16 protein-coding genes and 1 pseudogene are annotated in these 12866 nt (G+C 64.4%); 3 read left to right on the top strand and 14 right to left on the bottom strand.

From position 1 onward, the window contains the following. Positions 1-44: 44 nt before the first annotated feature. From ABFX18_RS02370 to trxA (ABFX18_RS02330), 9 genes are all read right to left on the bottom strand, one after another. A complete protein-coding gene (locus ABFX18_RS02370; protein WP_346057246.1) occupies positions 45-2099 on the bottom strand; it encodes a heavy metal translocating P-type ATPase in 2055 nt (684 codons plus the stop codon). Beyond that, positions 2096-2272: a recombinase family protein gene (locus ABFX18_RS14215; RefSeq protein WP_010155352.1), complete on the bottom strand. Its 177-nt coding sequence runs from the start codon at positions 2270-2272 to the stop codon at positions 2096-2098. Before ABFX18_RS14215 ends, ABFX18_RS02370 begins: the two co-directional genes overlap by 4 nt. Positions 2273-2528: 256 nt before the next feature. Then, on the bottom strand, positions 2529-3131 hold the full coding sequence (locus tag ABFX18_RS02360; protein ID WP_053547801.1) for a cadmium resistance transporter: 603 nt from the start codon (positions 3129-3131) through the stop codon (positions 2529-2531). After that, entirely contained in the window at positions 3128-3487 is a 360-nt protein-coding gene (gene cmtR / locus ABFX18_RS02355; RefSeq protein ID WP_010155354.1) for a Cd(II)/Pb(II)-sensing metalloregulatory transcriptional regulator CmtR, read from the bottom strand. Before cmtR ends, ABFX18_RS02360 begins: the two co-directional genes overlap by 4 nt. A gap of 193 nt (positions 3488-3680) precedes the next feature. Continuing rightward, positions 3681-4052: a rhodanese-like domain-containing protein gene (locus tag ABFX18_RS02350; protein WP_010155355.1), complete on the bottom strand. Its 372-nt coding sequence runs from the start codon at positions 4050-4052 to the stop codon at positions 3681-3683. Between the two features lie 23 nt (positions 4053-4075). Continuing rightward, on the bottom strand, positions 4076-4597 hold the full coding sequence (locus ABFX18_RS02345) for a DUF4395 family protein (RefSeq protein WP_010155356.1): 522 nt from the start codon (positions 4595-4597) through the stop codon (positions 4076-4078). 17 nt (positions 4598-4614) lie between these two features. Then, positions 4615-5391, bottom strand: coding sequence for a sulfite exporter TauE/SafE family protein (locus ABFX18_RS02340; protein WP_010155357.1), 777 nt, complete (start codon positions 5389-5391; stop codon positions 4615-4617). Between the two features lie 17 nt (positions 5392-5408). Then, entirely contained in the window at positions 5409-6827 is a 1419-nt protein-coding gene (locus ABFX18_RS02335; RefSeq protein ID WP_010155358.1) for an MBL fold metallo-hydrolase, read from the bottom strand. Positions 6828-6970: 143 nt separating this feature from the next. Continuing rightward, a complete protein-coding gene (gene trxA / locus ABFX18_RS02330; RefSeq protein WP_010155359.1) occupies positions 6971-7339 on the bottom strand; it encodes a thioredoxin in 369 nt (122 codons plus the stop codon). A 296-nt stretch (positions 7340-7635) separates the two neighbouring features. On the opposite strand from trxA (ABFX18_RS02330), the gene ABFX18_RS02325 reads away from it, so the two are divergent. The 3 genes and pseudogenes from ABFX18_RS02325 to ABFX18_RS02315 all read left to right on the top strand — a co-directional run. Next, a complete protein-coding gene (locus tag ABFX18_RS02325; protein WP_010155360.1) occupies positions 7636-7929 on the top strand; it encodes a metal-sensitive transcriptional regulator in 294 nt (97 codons plus the stop codon). After that, complete coding sequence (locus ABFX18_RS02320) at positions 7929-8279, top strand: DsrE family protein (RefSeq protein WP_010155362.1); 351 nt, start codon at positions 7929-7931, stop codon at positions 8277-8279. The genes ABFX18_RS02325 and ABFX18_RS02320 overlap by 1 nt, the downstream gene beginning before the upstream one ends. Before the next feature lie 232 nt (positions 8280-8511). Then, positions 8512-8865: pseudogene (locus tag ABFX18_RS02315) on the top strand (recombinase family protein); the annotation flags it as partial. Between the two features lie 87 nt (positions 8866-8952). Here the strand turns inward: ABFX18_RS02315 and ABFX18_RS02310 are convergent. The 5 genes from ABFX18_RS02310 to trxB are packed head-to-tail and all read right to left on the bottom strand — an operon-like array spanning position 8953 to position 12771. Further along, positions 8953-9357 (bottom strand): arsenate reductase ArsC, encoded by a 405-nt coding sequence (locus ABFX18_RS02310; protein WP_346057245.1) that lies wholly within the window; start codon positions 9355-9357, stop codon positions 8953-8955. A gap of 24 nt (positions 9358-9381) precedes the next feature. Next, complete coding sequence (locus ABFX18_RS02305) at positions 9382-10374, bottom strand: metalloregulator ArsR/SmtB family transcription factor (protein ID WP_346057244.1); 993 nt, start codon at positions 10372-10374, stop codon at positions 9382-9384. Beyond that, complete coding sequence (gene arsB, locus ABFX18_RS02300) at positions 10371-11468, bottom strand: ACR3 family arsenite efflux transporter (RefSeq protein ID WP_346057243.1); 1098 nt, start codon at positions 11466-11468, stop codon at positions 10371-10373. The genes ABFX18_RS02305 and arsB overlap by 4 nt, the downstream gene beginning before the upstream one ends. Beyond that, on the bottom strand, positions 11465-11797 hold the full coding sequence (gene trxA / locus ABFX18_RS02295) for a thioredoxin (protein WP_346057242.1): 333 nt from the start codon (positions 11795-11797) through the stop codon (positions 11465-11467). The genes arsB and trxA (ABFX18_RS02295) overlap by 4 nt, the downstream gene beginning before the upstream one ends. Next, the gene (trxB, locus tag ABFX18_RS02290) at positions 11794-12771 is read right to left on the bottom strand and encodes a thioredoxin-disulfide reductase (protein WP_346057241.1); all 978 of its coding nucleotides are present in this window, start codon (positions 12769-12771) and stop codon (positions 11794-11796) included. The genes trxA (ABFX18_RS02295) and trxB overlap by 4 nt, the downstream gene beginning before the upstream one ends. Between the last annotated feature and the right edge of the window lie 95 nt (positions 12772-12866).

Here is a 12866-nt window from a genome sequence, read left to right as displayed (position 1 = left end):
TATGTAACAATTTAGCATCGAAACCCTAAGGGGAGATAGGACTGCTACTTTGCGAGCGTGTTCTCAGGCGTGTCGACCGGCGTCGGCGTAGCGGTCGGCGACAGGGCCTGGGGCCTCGCACCTGTTGGCCGGCGCGCGGCCCGGATGCCGTTGAGGATGACGAGCACCTCGGCCAGCTCGTGCACGAGTACGACCCCGGCTAGGCCGAGCACGCCGAAGAGCGCCAGGGGGAAGAGCACGATGATGATGGCCAGGGCGAGTCCGATGTTCCACGTCATGATGCGTCGGCCGCGGCGTGCATGTGCGAGAGCTTGCGGGATGAAGCGCAGATCGTGACCGGTGAAGGCGACGTCGGCGGATTCGATGGCGGCGGCGGAGCCCTTAACCCCCATCGCGATGCCGACGGTTGCCGTCGCGAGCGCGGGGGCATCGTTGATGCCGTCGCCGACCATCGCCGTCGGCGACGCAGCCGCGAGTGCGCCGATGGCGCCGGCCTTGTCTGCGGGGAGCTGCTCGGCACGGACGTCTTGGATGCCGGCCTCGGCCGCCAGTGCGCGGGCGGTGCGTTCGTTGTCGCCGGTGAGCATGATGGGGGTGATGCCCATGTCGCGCATCATGCGGATCGTCTCGGCCGACTCCGCGCGAAGCTCATCGCGGATCCCGATGAGCCCAGCGAGTTGCCCATCGACCTCGACCACCACGACCGTCATGCCTCGTTCGGCCAGCTGCGAGGCGGCCTCCCGGTGCGCGCCCGGGTCGAGCCAGCGGGTGTTGCCGACGCGGATGCGGCGGCCGTCGACGACACCGGTGATGCCGTGGCCGGCTTCCTCTGCGACGTCTTGCCCTGGCTTCGCGTTCGGAGCTGCGGCGACGATGGCGGCAGCGAGCGGGTGGGTGCTTGAGACTTCGAGCGCGGCGGCGAAGTCGAGCACCTCATGTTCGGCGTAACCGTAGCTGGCAACCTCGACGACCTGCGGCTCATTGCGGGTGAGGGTACCGGTCTTGTCGAGGGCGACGGTGCGGATCGTGCCGAGCTGTTCGAAGGCCTGCCCGGACTTGATGACGACGCCGTACTTCGACGCGGAGCCGATCGCACTGATCACCGTCACCGGGACGGCGATCGCGAGTGCGCACGGGGAGGCTGCGACGAGCACGACGAGGGCCCGCTCGATCCAGGTGGTCGGATCTCCCACAATGAAACCGAAGACGACCACGAGCGCGGCGACGATAAGCACGGTCGGTACAAGCGGCCTGGCGATCCGATCGGCGAGTCTGGCACGCTCCCCCTTCCGGGCGTGCGCCTGCTCGACGAGAGCGACGATCTGGGTGAGCGAGTTGTCGCGGCCGTCGGCGGTTGCCTCGATCCGCAGGGTGCCGGAACCGTTGATCGCTCCGGCCGGAACTGCGTCGCCCGGGCGCACCGCGACGGAGATGGACTCGCCGGTGACGGCGGAGGTGTCGATGCTCGAGGTGCCGTCGACGACGATCCCATCGGTAGCGACCCGCTCCCCCGCCCCGATGATGAGGATGTCGAGCTCGCGCAGTTCCGCGACGGGGATCGTTTCTTCGCCGTGCAGTCGGGAGATGCGCGCGATGTCGGGGATGAGCGAGAGTAGGGCGCGCAGGCCTTCCTTGGCGCGATCCATGGCCCGGTCTTCGAGCGCCTCGGCAAGGGAGAAGAGGAAAGCGAGCGCCGCAGCTTCACCGACGTGCCCGAGGGCGACGGCGCCGATTGCGGCGATCGTCATGAGCAGGCCCACGCCAACGCGCCCACGGATCAGGCGTCGCACGGTGCTGGGGACGAAGGTGTAGGCGCCGAAGAGCAGCGCGACCCATTGCAGCACGAGCGCGGGGATCTCTACGCCGCTCGACTCGAGGAGGTAGCCGATCACGAGGGCGGTGCCGGAGAAGGCGGAGGGCAGCAGTGCCGGGTCGCGCCACGAGGGGGGCCGCGTCGCATGCTCGCCTTCTTCCTCCTGAGACTTCGCGAATACCGGGGGCAGTTTGGGGCCGCAGCACGCATCGCCGTCGAGCACTGGAGCGGCGGGCTTGGGTCTGATCGTTTTGGACTCGTCGGGACCGCAGCACTCCTCGCTCATCGGCCCATCCCCTCGGTGATGGGCATGGCTTCGGCCTTGACGCCGCAGCCGGAGGTGGTGCAGTCGCCACGATCGACGAACAGCTTCTCGCACCCGGACGAGCTCAACACATCAGTCTGACCTTCAGGGTTCTGCTCGCGAGTAGAGACACGGGCGTAACCGATCAGTGCCATATGCTCGGTGTATTACAGACGTACGTTGCGATACATGGGTTTACGACACGGTTTCTGTGTGACTTTTGCAGGTATGTGGCGAAATTCTTGCTGAGATAAATGGCGGCACAGGGCGTCCGCTCAGAAGTGAAGCTGTCCGCAACTTGGGGCCGGTGCCGATCACCAGGACGTCGGCATCGGCCATGGTCGGAGACCTCCTTGTGGTCGAGGCTGCCGATCTGCGTCACCGGCGCCGCGTGCGGGGCCGGTGACGCAGTTAGAAGCCGAAGGCCCCGCCGCTGACCAGAATGAAGGCACCCAGACCGATCAGCACGATGGGGAACAGGATGTGTTCCCAGCGCTCCAGGACCTCGGCGATCGGCCGGCGGGTGGCGACGAACTTGGCCAGGGCGACCAGCACCGCCACCAGCGCCAGGAACACGATGCAGTAAGCCACCACGGCGCCCGGGCCCACGCTGAGGAAGACCGGGACGTAGACCCCGATGTTGTCCCCGCCGTTGGCGAAGGTCACCCCGGCCACGGTCCACACCGCCACGTTCTTGCCTTCGACCTTGGCCTCGTCGTCATCGTCGTCGCCGTCCCCACGCCAGGCCTGCCAGGCGGCCCACAGGCCCAGGCCCAGGGGGATGAGTCCGAAGTACGGGATGACCTCCGGGGGCAGGAACGCCCCGGCCCCCAGGGAGACCAGCACGGCCGCGCCCAGGATGCCCACGAAGCCCAGATACTGGCCGACCAGGATGCGGGCGGTGGTCTCGCGCTGGCCCGCGCCGCGGGCGAAGAACAGCGAGAGCACGATGATGTCGTCGATATTCGTGGCGATGAACAGGCCGATTGCCTGCAAGATCGAGGACAGGATCATGCCTCCACCCCCGTGCTGCAGCATCCCGGCGCCGAGCAGGCCGGGTCCAGGCACGGCGCGTTCTCGTTGACCGCGAGGGTCACTTCGACCAGGGCGGTCAGCGCCCGGCTCAGATGCGGATCCGCGATCTCATACCGGGTCTGGCGGCCCTGGGGCACGGCGACCGCGAGCCCACAGTCCCGCAGGCACGCCAGGTGGTTCGACACGTTCGGCCGCGTCAGCTCCAGGTATCGGGCCAGCTCGGCCGGGTAGGCCGGGCGCTGAAGCAGGGTCAGCAGTATACGCGACCGGGTGGGGTCGGCCATCGCCCGCCCCAGCCGGTTCATCACATCCAAACGAGAATCTATAGTCAGCATACGCTGAACTATACAGCAATGACTGAACTGATCTGGAAGTCCACCGCAGTTGACCTGCGCGACGCCGTGCAAGTGAACGGAAATCCTTGATCCCCTCCTCCCATGGGTCAAATGTCGCTCCGCGTGTCTTATTAATGGACTACTTTTTGAGGCGCGCACCAATCCTCCACTTCTGGAGCGTGGGTGAGGATGGTCAATCAGTCTGAACGACCGATAGCCCCGTCGCGGCCGCGGCGTCTGCGAGCGAGCCGAGGTTGCGTACCTGGGTGAATCCCGCTTCTTCCATCAGCTCGACGGCGGCGGCGGCGCGTTGACCTGAACGGCAGTAGACGACGTAGTCGGCATGGGGGTCCAGGTCAGGGATTGCCGCCTGCAGCTCGCCGGCGGTGACGTCGAGCAGGAGTGCCCCATCGAGATGCCCTTTGGCGTGTTCGGCGGGTGTGCGGACGTCGATGACGATCGCATCCGAGCTGACCGCAGGTTGGGCGGTGGTTGGCGCGGTGCAACTCGTGAGCGCGAAGGCGGCGACGAGTGCGGTGACTGTAACGAGGGCGAAGCGACGCATGGGGTCCTTTCGGGGGTTTGGGGTTAGAGGTTGCAGGAGCGGTCGGCGCAGTGATGTGTGGGGTGTCGGCTGAGACGGCGGTGGAGGTGGCAGCCCGCGCACCAGCCGAAGATCGCTTCGAGAGCCAGGAGGGTGAAGCAGACACCGCATAGGGCGAGTGCCCCTTGGAGAGGGATGGCGCCGGAGCCCAGTGCGATGCACGAGGTGGTGGCGATGCCGACGGCCAGCCACCACGCGAAGGCCTTTTGTGGGGCGCCGACCCAGCGCGGGGAGTGGGAGCGACTCGCGAGTCGTCCCAACGCCAGGGTGATCGACAACCGATCACTGACGAGGAGGCGAGTCAGCACGTCGAGCAAGAAGAACATCCCGAACATTTGCAGCGGGCGAGCGGTCCCGAACGCGAGTGCGGCGGTGGCGGCAACAAGTCCCAGCGTCAGCAGAAGACCGGCCGCGACCCGGACCGCACGTTCGTCGATGACAGGCCCCTGGTAGCCCTCGATGAGGGCGCCGACCCGCGGGGGGACGGCAGCGGGGGTGACGGCCATGAGTGATTCCTGGAGGGTCAAAGAAGAGGTGCGAGGCGCAGGATCGTCGTTGTGAGCATGACGACGCCCACGGCGAGGACGAAGAAGCCGAAGCTTTTGCGGAGCACTGGGGCGGACAACTTCCTGGCGAGCAGCATCCCGGCGACGGAGCCGGCGACGGCGAAGGCTGTGAAAGGAAGAACGGTTTCCCACGGGATCGCGGTGGTGAACACCTGTGCGGCGAGTCCTGCGGTGGAGTTCAATGCGATGACGAGGAGTGATGTGCTGGTGGCCGCGGCGATGGGGAGGCCGAAGATCAGCAGCGCAGGGACGATGAGGAAACCTCCACCCGCCCCGAGCAGCCCGGTGAGGAACCCCACCGACACCCCGATGATCACGACGCGTAGGACATGAGAGCTGCGCGTTCGGGGTCGCTCGGATGAGGCGGGCGTACGACGACCGCGGATCATCGCGAGTGCCGTGACGATCATGACGCCGCCGAAAAGGACGGAGAGGAGAACGTCGGGAACGAACCGCCCCACGGATGCACCGGCGAGTCCGCCGAGCATCCCTGTCACCCCGAACGCGGCACCGACTCCCCATTTCACGGTTCTCGTACTCGTGCGCATCAGGACGGCGATGGTGCTGGTCACCGCGACGACGAAGAGGGAAGACGCGATCGCCTCTCGCGTTTCCATCCCTAACACCAGGGTGAAGACGGGGACGGCGAGGATGGATCCGCCTCCGCCGAGGAGCCCGAGTGAGACGCCGACCACCGTTGCGAGAATCATCGCGGTGATCACGGGCAGAGTCATTCGGGCTCCTCGAGGGGTCAGGCGGCGTTCGCGGCGGGCTGCGCCGTTGTGGCGGCGAGCCAGGCGCGGTAGCTGCCTTCGATCTCAACGACATCGTGACCGGCTCGGCGAAGCGCGCTGGCGATGACGCTGTTACGGACGCCGCTCTGGCAGTAGGTGAGGATGACACCCGAGGCGGGGAGCTCGTCGGTGTGCCAGAGGGCACGACCGCCGGAGAGTTGGGCGGCACCGGGGATGTGTCCGGCGTTGTATTCGGTGCGGTTGCGCACATCGAGCAGGAGGGCGTGCTTCACCTGGTCGATGTCCGTGGGCGCGATGGTCTTCGGCTGCATGAGCTGCAGTCCGTCGAGGGTTGCGATGGAGCCGTGGACGGTGTCGATCCCCACCCGCAGCAAGTGGTCGCGGAACCGCCCGGCCGCATCGGTCGAGTCTGCCAAAACGACGAGGGGGCGTGTCTCGGTTTCAGGGTCGTAGACCCAGGCGGCGTAGCTGGCGGCTTTCGCTTCGCCGGGAACGTTGAGCGCGCCGGGCACGGTGCCCTGGTGTACCTGTGAGTGGTGGCGGGTGTCGATGAGGATGACGCTGTCTTCCTCCAGCGCGGCGGACAGGTCGGAGGCGTCGATCTGCGGCAGCGGTGCGAGCTCGCCCAGCAGAGCGGGACCGGTGCGGTTCTGCCGCTTCATCCGGGCGAAGTAGGCGTGCGCGTCAGGCTGATCACCCAGGAGAGAGTCGATGAAGCCCTGCTCGTCACCGGCGGACAGGTACGGCGCCCACCAGGCGAAGCGTCGCTCGTATCCCACCGTGGAGGTGGGGACGGCGCCGAGGGCCTTGCCGCACGCCGAGCCGGACCCGTGTGCGGGGAGGACCTGTACGTAGTCCGGGAGGGTGAGGAAGCGGTCGCGGATGCTGGCGAACAGGTCGCGTGCGCCCTGGAAGCGGGTGTCGGTGCCGCCGGCGGCTTCATCAAGCAGGTCGGGGCGGCCGATGTCGCCGACGAAGACGAAGTCGCCGCTGAGGAAGTAGCCCGGGTCGGAGGTGGCGGCTCCATCGGTGACGAGGAAAGAGAGGTGCTCGGGGGTGTGGCCGGGGGTGTGCACTGCTTCGAGGGTGATGTTGCCGAGGGTGATGCGCTGACCGTGCGTCATCCGGGTGGCGTCATCGAATCCGGGACCGTACTGCCAGTCGGGCCCGCCTTCGGCGGAGACGTACATCGTCGCTTCGGTGCGTGCGGCGAGTTCGCGGGTGCCGGAGAGGTAGTCGGCGTGGATGTGGGTTTCGGTGACGGCGGTGATGGTCATGCCGTGCTTCGCGGCGAGGTCGAGGTAGACCTGCACGTCGCGGCGGGGATCGACCACAATCGCTTCACCGTTCCGCTGGCAGCCGATCAGGTAGCTGGCGTGCGCGAGGTCGTCGTCATACAAGCGTTCGAGGAGCATGGGGATCTGCTTTCGCGGGGGTCAGTGCGCGCAGGTGCAGCGCTGGTCTTCGGGGACGTCGGCGAGGGCATCGTCGATGTGCTGGCCGCAGCCGGCCCACGTGGGCTTGCCGCAGAAGGGGCAGGTGATTTGAGCGCACACGATCAGGCAGCCGTCTTGGAGGCGGCGATCTGGCGGCGGACGTCATCCATGTCCAGCTCGCGGGCCTTGGTGATCAGCAGCTCGAGCTGCGGGGCAGGCAAAGCACCAGGCTGCTTGAACACCAGCACGCCGTCGCGGATCACCATCAGCGTCGGGATCGAGGTGATGCGGTGAGCGGAGGACACCTCCGGTTCAGCTTCGGTGTCCACTTTCGCGAACACGATGTCGGAGTGCTTCTCCGACGCCGCCTCGAACACCGGAGCGAACGAGCGGCACGGGCCGCACCAGGCCGCCCAGAAGTCGACGAGAACAATCCCGTCTCCCTGTGTCGCCGTGGCGAAGGTGTCGCTCGTGAGTTCAGTGGTCGCCATCGTCGGTCACCGCCCGAACAGGCGCGAGAAGAACCCGCCCTGCTTCGACTGTGCAGCCTGCACCTCACCGCGCGTGTGGTTGCCATTGCACCACTGCGACGCGGGCACCGACGCGCGTACCGAGGACACATGCTGGCCGCAGCCGGCCCAGGTCGTCTTTCCACAGGTTCGGCACTTCGTAGCTCGACACATGTTTTCTCCCTTTCCGGCAATACCCCCGGGGGTATCTTTAAAACCTTATGGACACCATACCCCGGGGGGTATAGTTGTTGTCAACTCGACGGAAGGAAACACTGATGAGCAGTGCATCTGAAAGCCCCGATTCGCTGGTGCACGATCAGGAGGCGAAGCGGAAGGTGCTCAACCGTCTGAAGCGTGCGCAAGGACAGCTCACCGCGGTGATCGGCGCCGTTGAAGACGACGCTCACTGCCGCGACGTCGTGCAGCAGCTCTCCGCAGTCTCTAAAGCTCTGGATCGGGCCGGTTTCCTCGTCATTTCCACCGCTCTTCGCGACTGCATGACCACCCCGGACGCAGACAACGCCACCAATCCCGACGAGCTGGAGAAGCTCTTCCTTTCCCTGGCCTGATGACCACTCGGAACGGACTCGTCATCCACGTCCTCGCCGAGGACGCTGGAGTCCTCACCGTCGCGTTACGCGTTGCACGAAACGCAGTCCACGATCTGGATCCCGATGCGATGGTCCAAGTCGTCGTCCAGGGCGGTGCAGTGCGCGGCCTCATTGCAGGCGGTGCCTACCGAGACGATCTCGTCGCGACAATCCACAGTGCTGGCGTACAGGTGCTGGCGTGTCAGAACAGCATGAGCCGAGAAGGCGTCGACGACGATTCGTTGCTCGACGGGGTGTCAACCGTGGCTGCGGCCGTGGGCTACCTCGCGCGACAACAATGGGCAGGCGCTGCCTACGTGCGACTGTGATGAGTCCAGCACCTGTCGCGTCATCCGCACGCGCCGGTATCGAAGCCTCCCCTGGCCATGCCTGACAGTCCGAAAGCGAAATGTCCCGCGCGAGACTTTTAGGAGTGCCCGCCGATGCGCATCCGTGCAGCAAGTCCGCCCGGCACCGACCTGAGCCTGGCGAGAACCAAGCTGCGAAGACACGTCACATAGCGACGTCAGAACGCCGCCACGGAGCGCTGTCATTCACACCCGAGACATCGCCGACGAACTCACTCGCAAGGGTGTCGCACTCAGCCTGGGTGGATCAATCTATGACCCCGCCGACCCGGTAGGCCGACTCCTGTTCAATGTGCTCGGGATGGTCGCGGAATTCGAGGCAGATCTTATTCGAGCCCGCACTCGTGAAGGAATGGCGATCGCGAAAGCTGCCGGGAAGCTCCGCGGGAAGCAGCCCAAGCTCACGGCTACAAAGCGCCGCCATCTGCTCGCCACTCACGCGGCTGGCACCCATACGCAGACGGAGCTCGCCGAACTGTTCGATATCTCTCGCGCCACGGTGTACCGCGAGCTCCAACGGGCCTTACCACCCAAGCCGGCGATCTAGCGTCGCGAAGAAGGTACCTCTTATCCTGCGGTGCGCCGTGACAACCTATGCTGCTCCTCACGAACGGTCGTTTCTAGGGTTTGTGAGCTACACCAATTCACTCACAAGCTGACTGATACGTGTACGGATCTCGTCACGGATGGGTCGTACTGCGTCAAGATCCTGCCCGGCCGGATCATCAAGCTTCCAGTCCTCGTAGCGTTTTCCGGGGAAGAATGGGCAGGCGTCTCCGCAGCCCATTGTGATGACGACGTCAGAGTCCTGGACGGCTTCTGTGGTGAGTACTTTGGGCTGCTCAGATGTGATGTCGATACCGAGTTCCGCCATCGCGGCTGCGGCCATTGGGTTGATTTGATTGGCTGGCATCGAGCCGGCTGATCGAACCTCGATGCGGTCTCCGGCGATGTCGCGCAGGAATCCTGCGGCCATCTGGGACCGGCCAGCGTTATGGACACAGACGAATAGTACGGAGGGCTTATTGGTGTCAGTCATGAATGAGTCGCTCCAGATAGTTGGTTAGTGGGTGAGGTCGTCGACGAGGGTGCGGACTCGAGCGGCAATGTCATCCCGAATGGCTTGCACGCCCGCGTCGGATGCGAGAGCGGGATCGCCCACGGCCCAGTCCTCGTAGCGGACGCCCGGGATGATGGGGCATACGTCTCCGCACCCCATCGTGATCACTACGTCTGCCGCACGAATCGCATCGTCGGTGAGGGGTTTTGGGAACCGGTCAGCTGCGGCACTTTCCCCTTCGATGTCAGCGATCAGTGATCGCACGTGTGGGTGGATTACATGGGCCGGTTGTGACCCTGCCGAGCGAGCGATGACGCGTCCGTCCGAGATCTGATTCACGAGTGCTGCGGCGAGCTGGGAACGACCGGCGTTTGCGACGCAGACAAACAGCACTTGAGGTGCGGATGTGTCGTGTTGTTTCGTGAGGTCGCTGATGCGTTGGCGGGCGAACCGTTCGGTGAGTGGGATGAGCGCAGTGGTCACTCGTGCGGTGCTGGCGAGCGCTGTGTAGGACTCACGCACGATGGAGCGAACGATCTGTGCGTCGAGCTCTGGTATCTCTGCGGCGAGTTCGTCAGCGAGTCGGGTCACTCGGGCGTCAAAGTCCGGGCGCACCACGTCAGCTGACTGAGTATCCAGCGGCCTTGCCAGTGCGGCCGGGGCGAAAGATTCGAGTAGCGCCGTGACTGCTTGTTGCCGGCCGGGTGTGATCCGGTACCAAACCCATGTACCGCGCCGCTCTGCCGTGAGGACGTCAACCTCTTTGAGTACTTTCAAGTGGTGGGACACGGTGGGCTGGGAGACGTTGGCGAGTTCGGCGAGATCGCATACGCACGATTCGCCGCGCGGGTCTGCCGCGATCGCGGACAGCATACGGAGCCTGAGCGGGTCAGCAAGTGCTTTCAGTATGGCTGCGACCGTCGAGGCCGCTTCCTGCCCGATCGCGTGCGCGGCGATGGGGCCGCAGTCTTCGGTCGCGGTGAGGGTGGCGCTCATGCTGTCGTCCTTTCCGACGTATACGGGTCAGTGTTGAACCAAGCTCTCGCGGCCCACAGGGAAACATATACAAGCCCGACGAGCACAGGGACTTCGATCAGTGGCCCGACAACGCCGGCCAATGCTTGACCGGAGGTCGCGCCGAACGTGCCGATGGCGACAGCGATGGCGAGTTCGAAGTTGTTCCCGGCCGCGGTGAACGCCAACGTCGATGATCGGGCGTAACCCAGCCCCAAGGCTTTGCCGGCAAGAAGGCCCACGAACCACATTGCTGCGAAATAGACCAGCAGCGGCAGCGCGATGCGGGCAACATCTAGCGGCCGAGAGATGACCTGATCGCCTTGGAGAGCGAACAGCAGCACGATCGTGAACAGCAATCCGTACAGGGCCCAGGGGCCGATTTTGGGGATGAACGTTTCCTCGTACCATTGGCGGCTCTTGCGCTTTTCCCCGATGAACCGGGAAGCGAACCCAGCAATCAGTGGCACTCCCAGGAATATGAGCACGTTCAGTGCGATCTGTCCGATCGAGATGTCGAGCCCTTGCGAATCAAGTCCCAGCCACGCCGGGAGGATGGTGAGGTAGAACCATCCCAAGAGGGAGAACGCGACAACTTGGAAGATTGAGTTGATCGCTACGAGGACCGCGGCAGCTTCACGGTCACCGCAGGCGAGATCATTCCAGATAACGACCATCGCGATGCAGCGGGCGAGACCCACGATAATCAGCCCGGTACGGTATTCGGGGAGATCGGGAAGAAACATCCATGCCAGAGCGAACATCAGGGCTGGTCCGATGACCCAGTTCAGTGCGAGCGAAGAGATTAGGAGTTTTCTGTCCCCGGCGACGGCTGCGACCTTGTCGTAGCGCACTTTCGCGAGAACGGGGTACATCATGATCAGCAGCCCCAAAGCGATGGGGACCGAGATCCCACCAACTTCGAGGTGCGCGAGCACCGTGGAGACGCCAGGGATGAACCGTCCCAGTAGGAGGCCGGCGACCATGGCTAGCCCGATCCAGAGCGGTAGCCAACGGTCGAGCGTTGACAGCTTGCGTGTCGCAGATGGTGCGGTGGGGGTCGTTAGGGCGCTCATGCGAGAAGCGCCTCCATTTTTTCGACGATGACAGGCTTCGGGTGAGCGCCGATGAGCATGTCCCTGCGGGCGCCGTCCTTGTAGAAGCCGAGCGTTGGGATCGACGTCACACCAATAGCGGTGACGGCTTCGGGGTTTTGGTCGGCGTCAATCTTCACGATCTTGATGCGACCTGCGTAGTCCGTGGCGAGCTGGTCGAGAATTGGCGCGATCTGCTTGCACGGCCCGCACCATGCTGCCCAAATATCGACAACAACAGGAACCTTTGCGCACAGCACTTCAGCGTCGAACGTGGCATCGGTGACGGTAATGGTGGCTGCGAGAGTCACGCGAAAACCTCCTGGGACAGCGGATGGGTCTCCGCAATGTGATCGAGAGCGCTGAGGAAGTGTTGGGCGTCCTGGGCGGCAGCGCAACCCGTTCCAGCAGCGGTGATGGCTTGACGATAGGTATGGTCGACCAGGTCGCCTGCAGCGAACACCCCTGCAATGTTGGTGCGGGTTGATGGGTGTGCAACCTGCACGTACCCATCGGCGTCCGTATCAATAGTGCCCATTACGAGCTCCGAACGCGGGTCGTGGCCGATTGCGACGAATACGCCGGTGACGTCGATTGTTCGCAGTTCACCAGTTTGCCTGTCGCGCAGAGAGACCGCTCGCACCAATTTCTCCCCGATGAGCTCCGCGATCTCGCTGTTCCAGGCGACATCAATTTTGGGATGGTCGAGGACTCGCTGCGCCATGATCTTGGATGCGCGGAACTCGCTGCGCCGGTGCACAACAGTGACCTTCGACGCGAAGCGAGTAAGAAAAAGTGCTTCTTCCATCGCTGAGTCACCTCCACCAACAACCACGATCTCCTGATCTCGGAAGAAGAACCCATCGCACGTAGCACACCACGACACCCCGTGGCCCGTAAGCCGCTCCTCGTCAGGAAGATGCAACTTCCGGTACGCCGACCCCATAGCGAGAATGACGGCACGGGCCTGATACGTGTCTCCCCCACCGGTCACTGCCGTCTTGAGTGAACCGGTGAGGCCGAGACTGACCGCGTCATCGACAATGATGCGGGCACCGAATCGTTCGGCCTGGGCGCGCATCGATTCCATGAGGTCCGGCCCCTGAATACCTTCAACAAACCCGGGGAAATTCTCAACTTCGGTCGTGGTCATCAGAGCTCCCCCGGCGCTAATGGATCCGGCGAGAACCACGGGTGCGAGTCCCGCGCGAGCGGCGTACACCGCTGCGGTATAGCCAGCCGGGCCAGACCCCACGATCAACACATCAACTTCTTGATTAGACATGTTTCTATATTGACAGAACTCAATACAGATCGCCACCGTCCAAGATGAACTCTGTGTGCTGCCCGTGCGAACGCGCCGATTGCAACTGTGCGTGC

The organism is Leucobacter alluvii (genome assembly GCF_039530485.1).
In the GTDB taxonomy this organism is placed as follows: Bacteria; Actinomycetota; Actinomycetes; order Actinomycetales; family Microbacteriaceae; genus Leucobacter; species Leucobacter alluvii.
This window is presented reverse-complemented; position numbering and strand designations above follow the sequence as displayed.

What these genes read in the sequence shown, in the direction of transcription:
- ABFX18_RS02370 (WP_346057246.1), bottom strand. Translation starts at nt 2,099, where the DNA reads ATGAGCGAGGAGTGCTGCGGTCCCGACGAGTCCAAAACGATCAGACCC.
- ABFX18_RS14215 (WP_010155352.1), bottom strand. Translation starts at nt 2,272, where the DNA reads ATGGCACTGATCGGTTACGCCCGTGTCTCTACTCGCGAGCAGAACCCT.
- ABFX18_RS02360 (WP_053547801.1), bottom strand. Translation starts at nt 3,131, where the DNA reads ATGATCCTGTCCTCGATCTTGCAGGCAATCGGCCTGTTCATCGCCACG.
- cmtR (WP_010155354.1), bottom strand. Translation starts at nt 3,487, where the DNA reads ATGCTGACTATAGATTCTCGTTTGGATGTGATGAACCGGCTGGGGCGG.
- ABFX18_RS02350 (WP_010155355.1), bottom strand. Translation starts at nt 4,052, where the DNA reads ATGCGTCGCTTCGCCCTCGTTACAGTCACCGCACTCGTCGCCGCCTTC.
- ABFX18_RS02345 (WP_010155356.1), bottom strand. Translation starts at nt 4,597, where the DNA reads ATGGCCGTCACCCCCGCTGCCGTCCCCCCGCGGGTCGGCGCCCTCATC.
- ABFX18_RS02340 (WP_010155357.1), bottom strand. Translation starts at nt 5,391, where the DNA reads ATGACTCTGCCCGTGATCACCGCGATGATTCTCGCAACGGTGGTCGGC.
- ABFX18_RS02335 (WP_010155358.1), bottom strand. Translation starts at nt 6,827, where the DNA reads ATGCTCCTCGAACGCTTGTATGACGACGACCTCGCGCACGCCAGCTAC.
- trxA (WP_010155359.1), bottom strand. Translation starts at nt 7,339, where the DNA reads ATGGCGACCACTGAACTCACGAGCGACACCTTCGCCACGGCGACACAG.
- ABFX18_RS02325 (WP_010155360.1), top strand. Translation starts at nt 7,636, where the DNA reads ATGAGCAGTGCATCTGAAAGCCCCGATTCGCTGGTGCACGATCAGGAG.
- ABFX18_RS02320 (WP_010155362.1), top strand. Translation starts at nt 7,929, where the DNA reads ATGACCACTCGGAACGGACTCGTCATCCACGTCCTCGCCGAGGACGCT.
- ABFX18_RS02310 (WP_346057245.1), bottom strand. Translation starts at nt 9,357, where the DNA reads ATGACTGACACCAATAAGCCCTCCGTACTATTCGTCTGTGTCCATAAC.
- ABFX18_RS02305 (WP_346057244.1), bottom strand. Translation starts at nt 10,374, where the DNA reads ATGAGCGCCACCCTCACCGCGACCGAAGACTGCGGCCCCATCGCCGCG.
- arsB (WP_346057243.1), bottom strand. Translation starts at nt 11,468, where the DNA reads ATGAGCGCCCTAACGACCCCCACCGCACCATCTGCGACACGCAAGCTG.
- trxB (WP_346057241.1), bottom strand. Translation starts at nt 12,771, where the DNA reads ATGTCTAATCAAGAAGTTGATGTGTTGATCGTGGGGTCTGGCCCGGCT.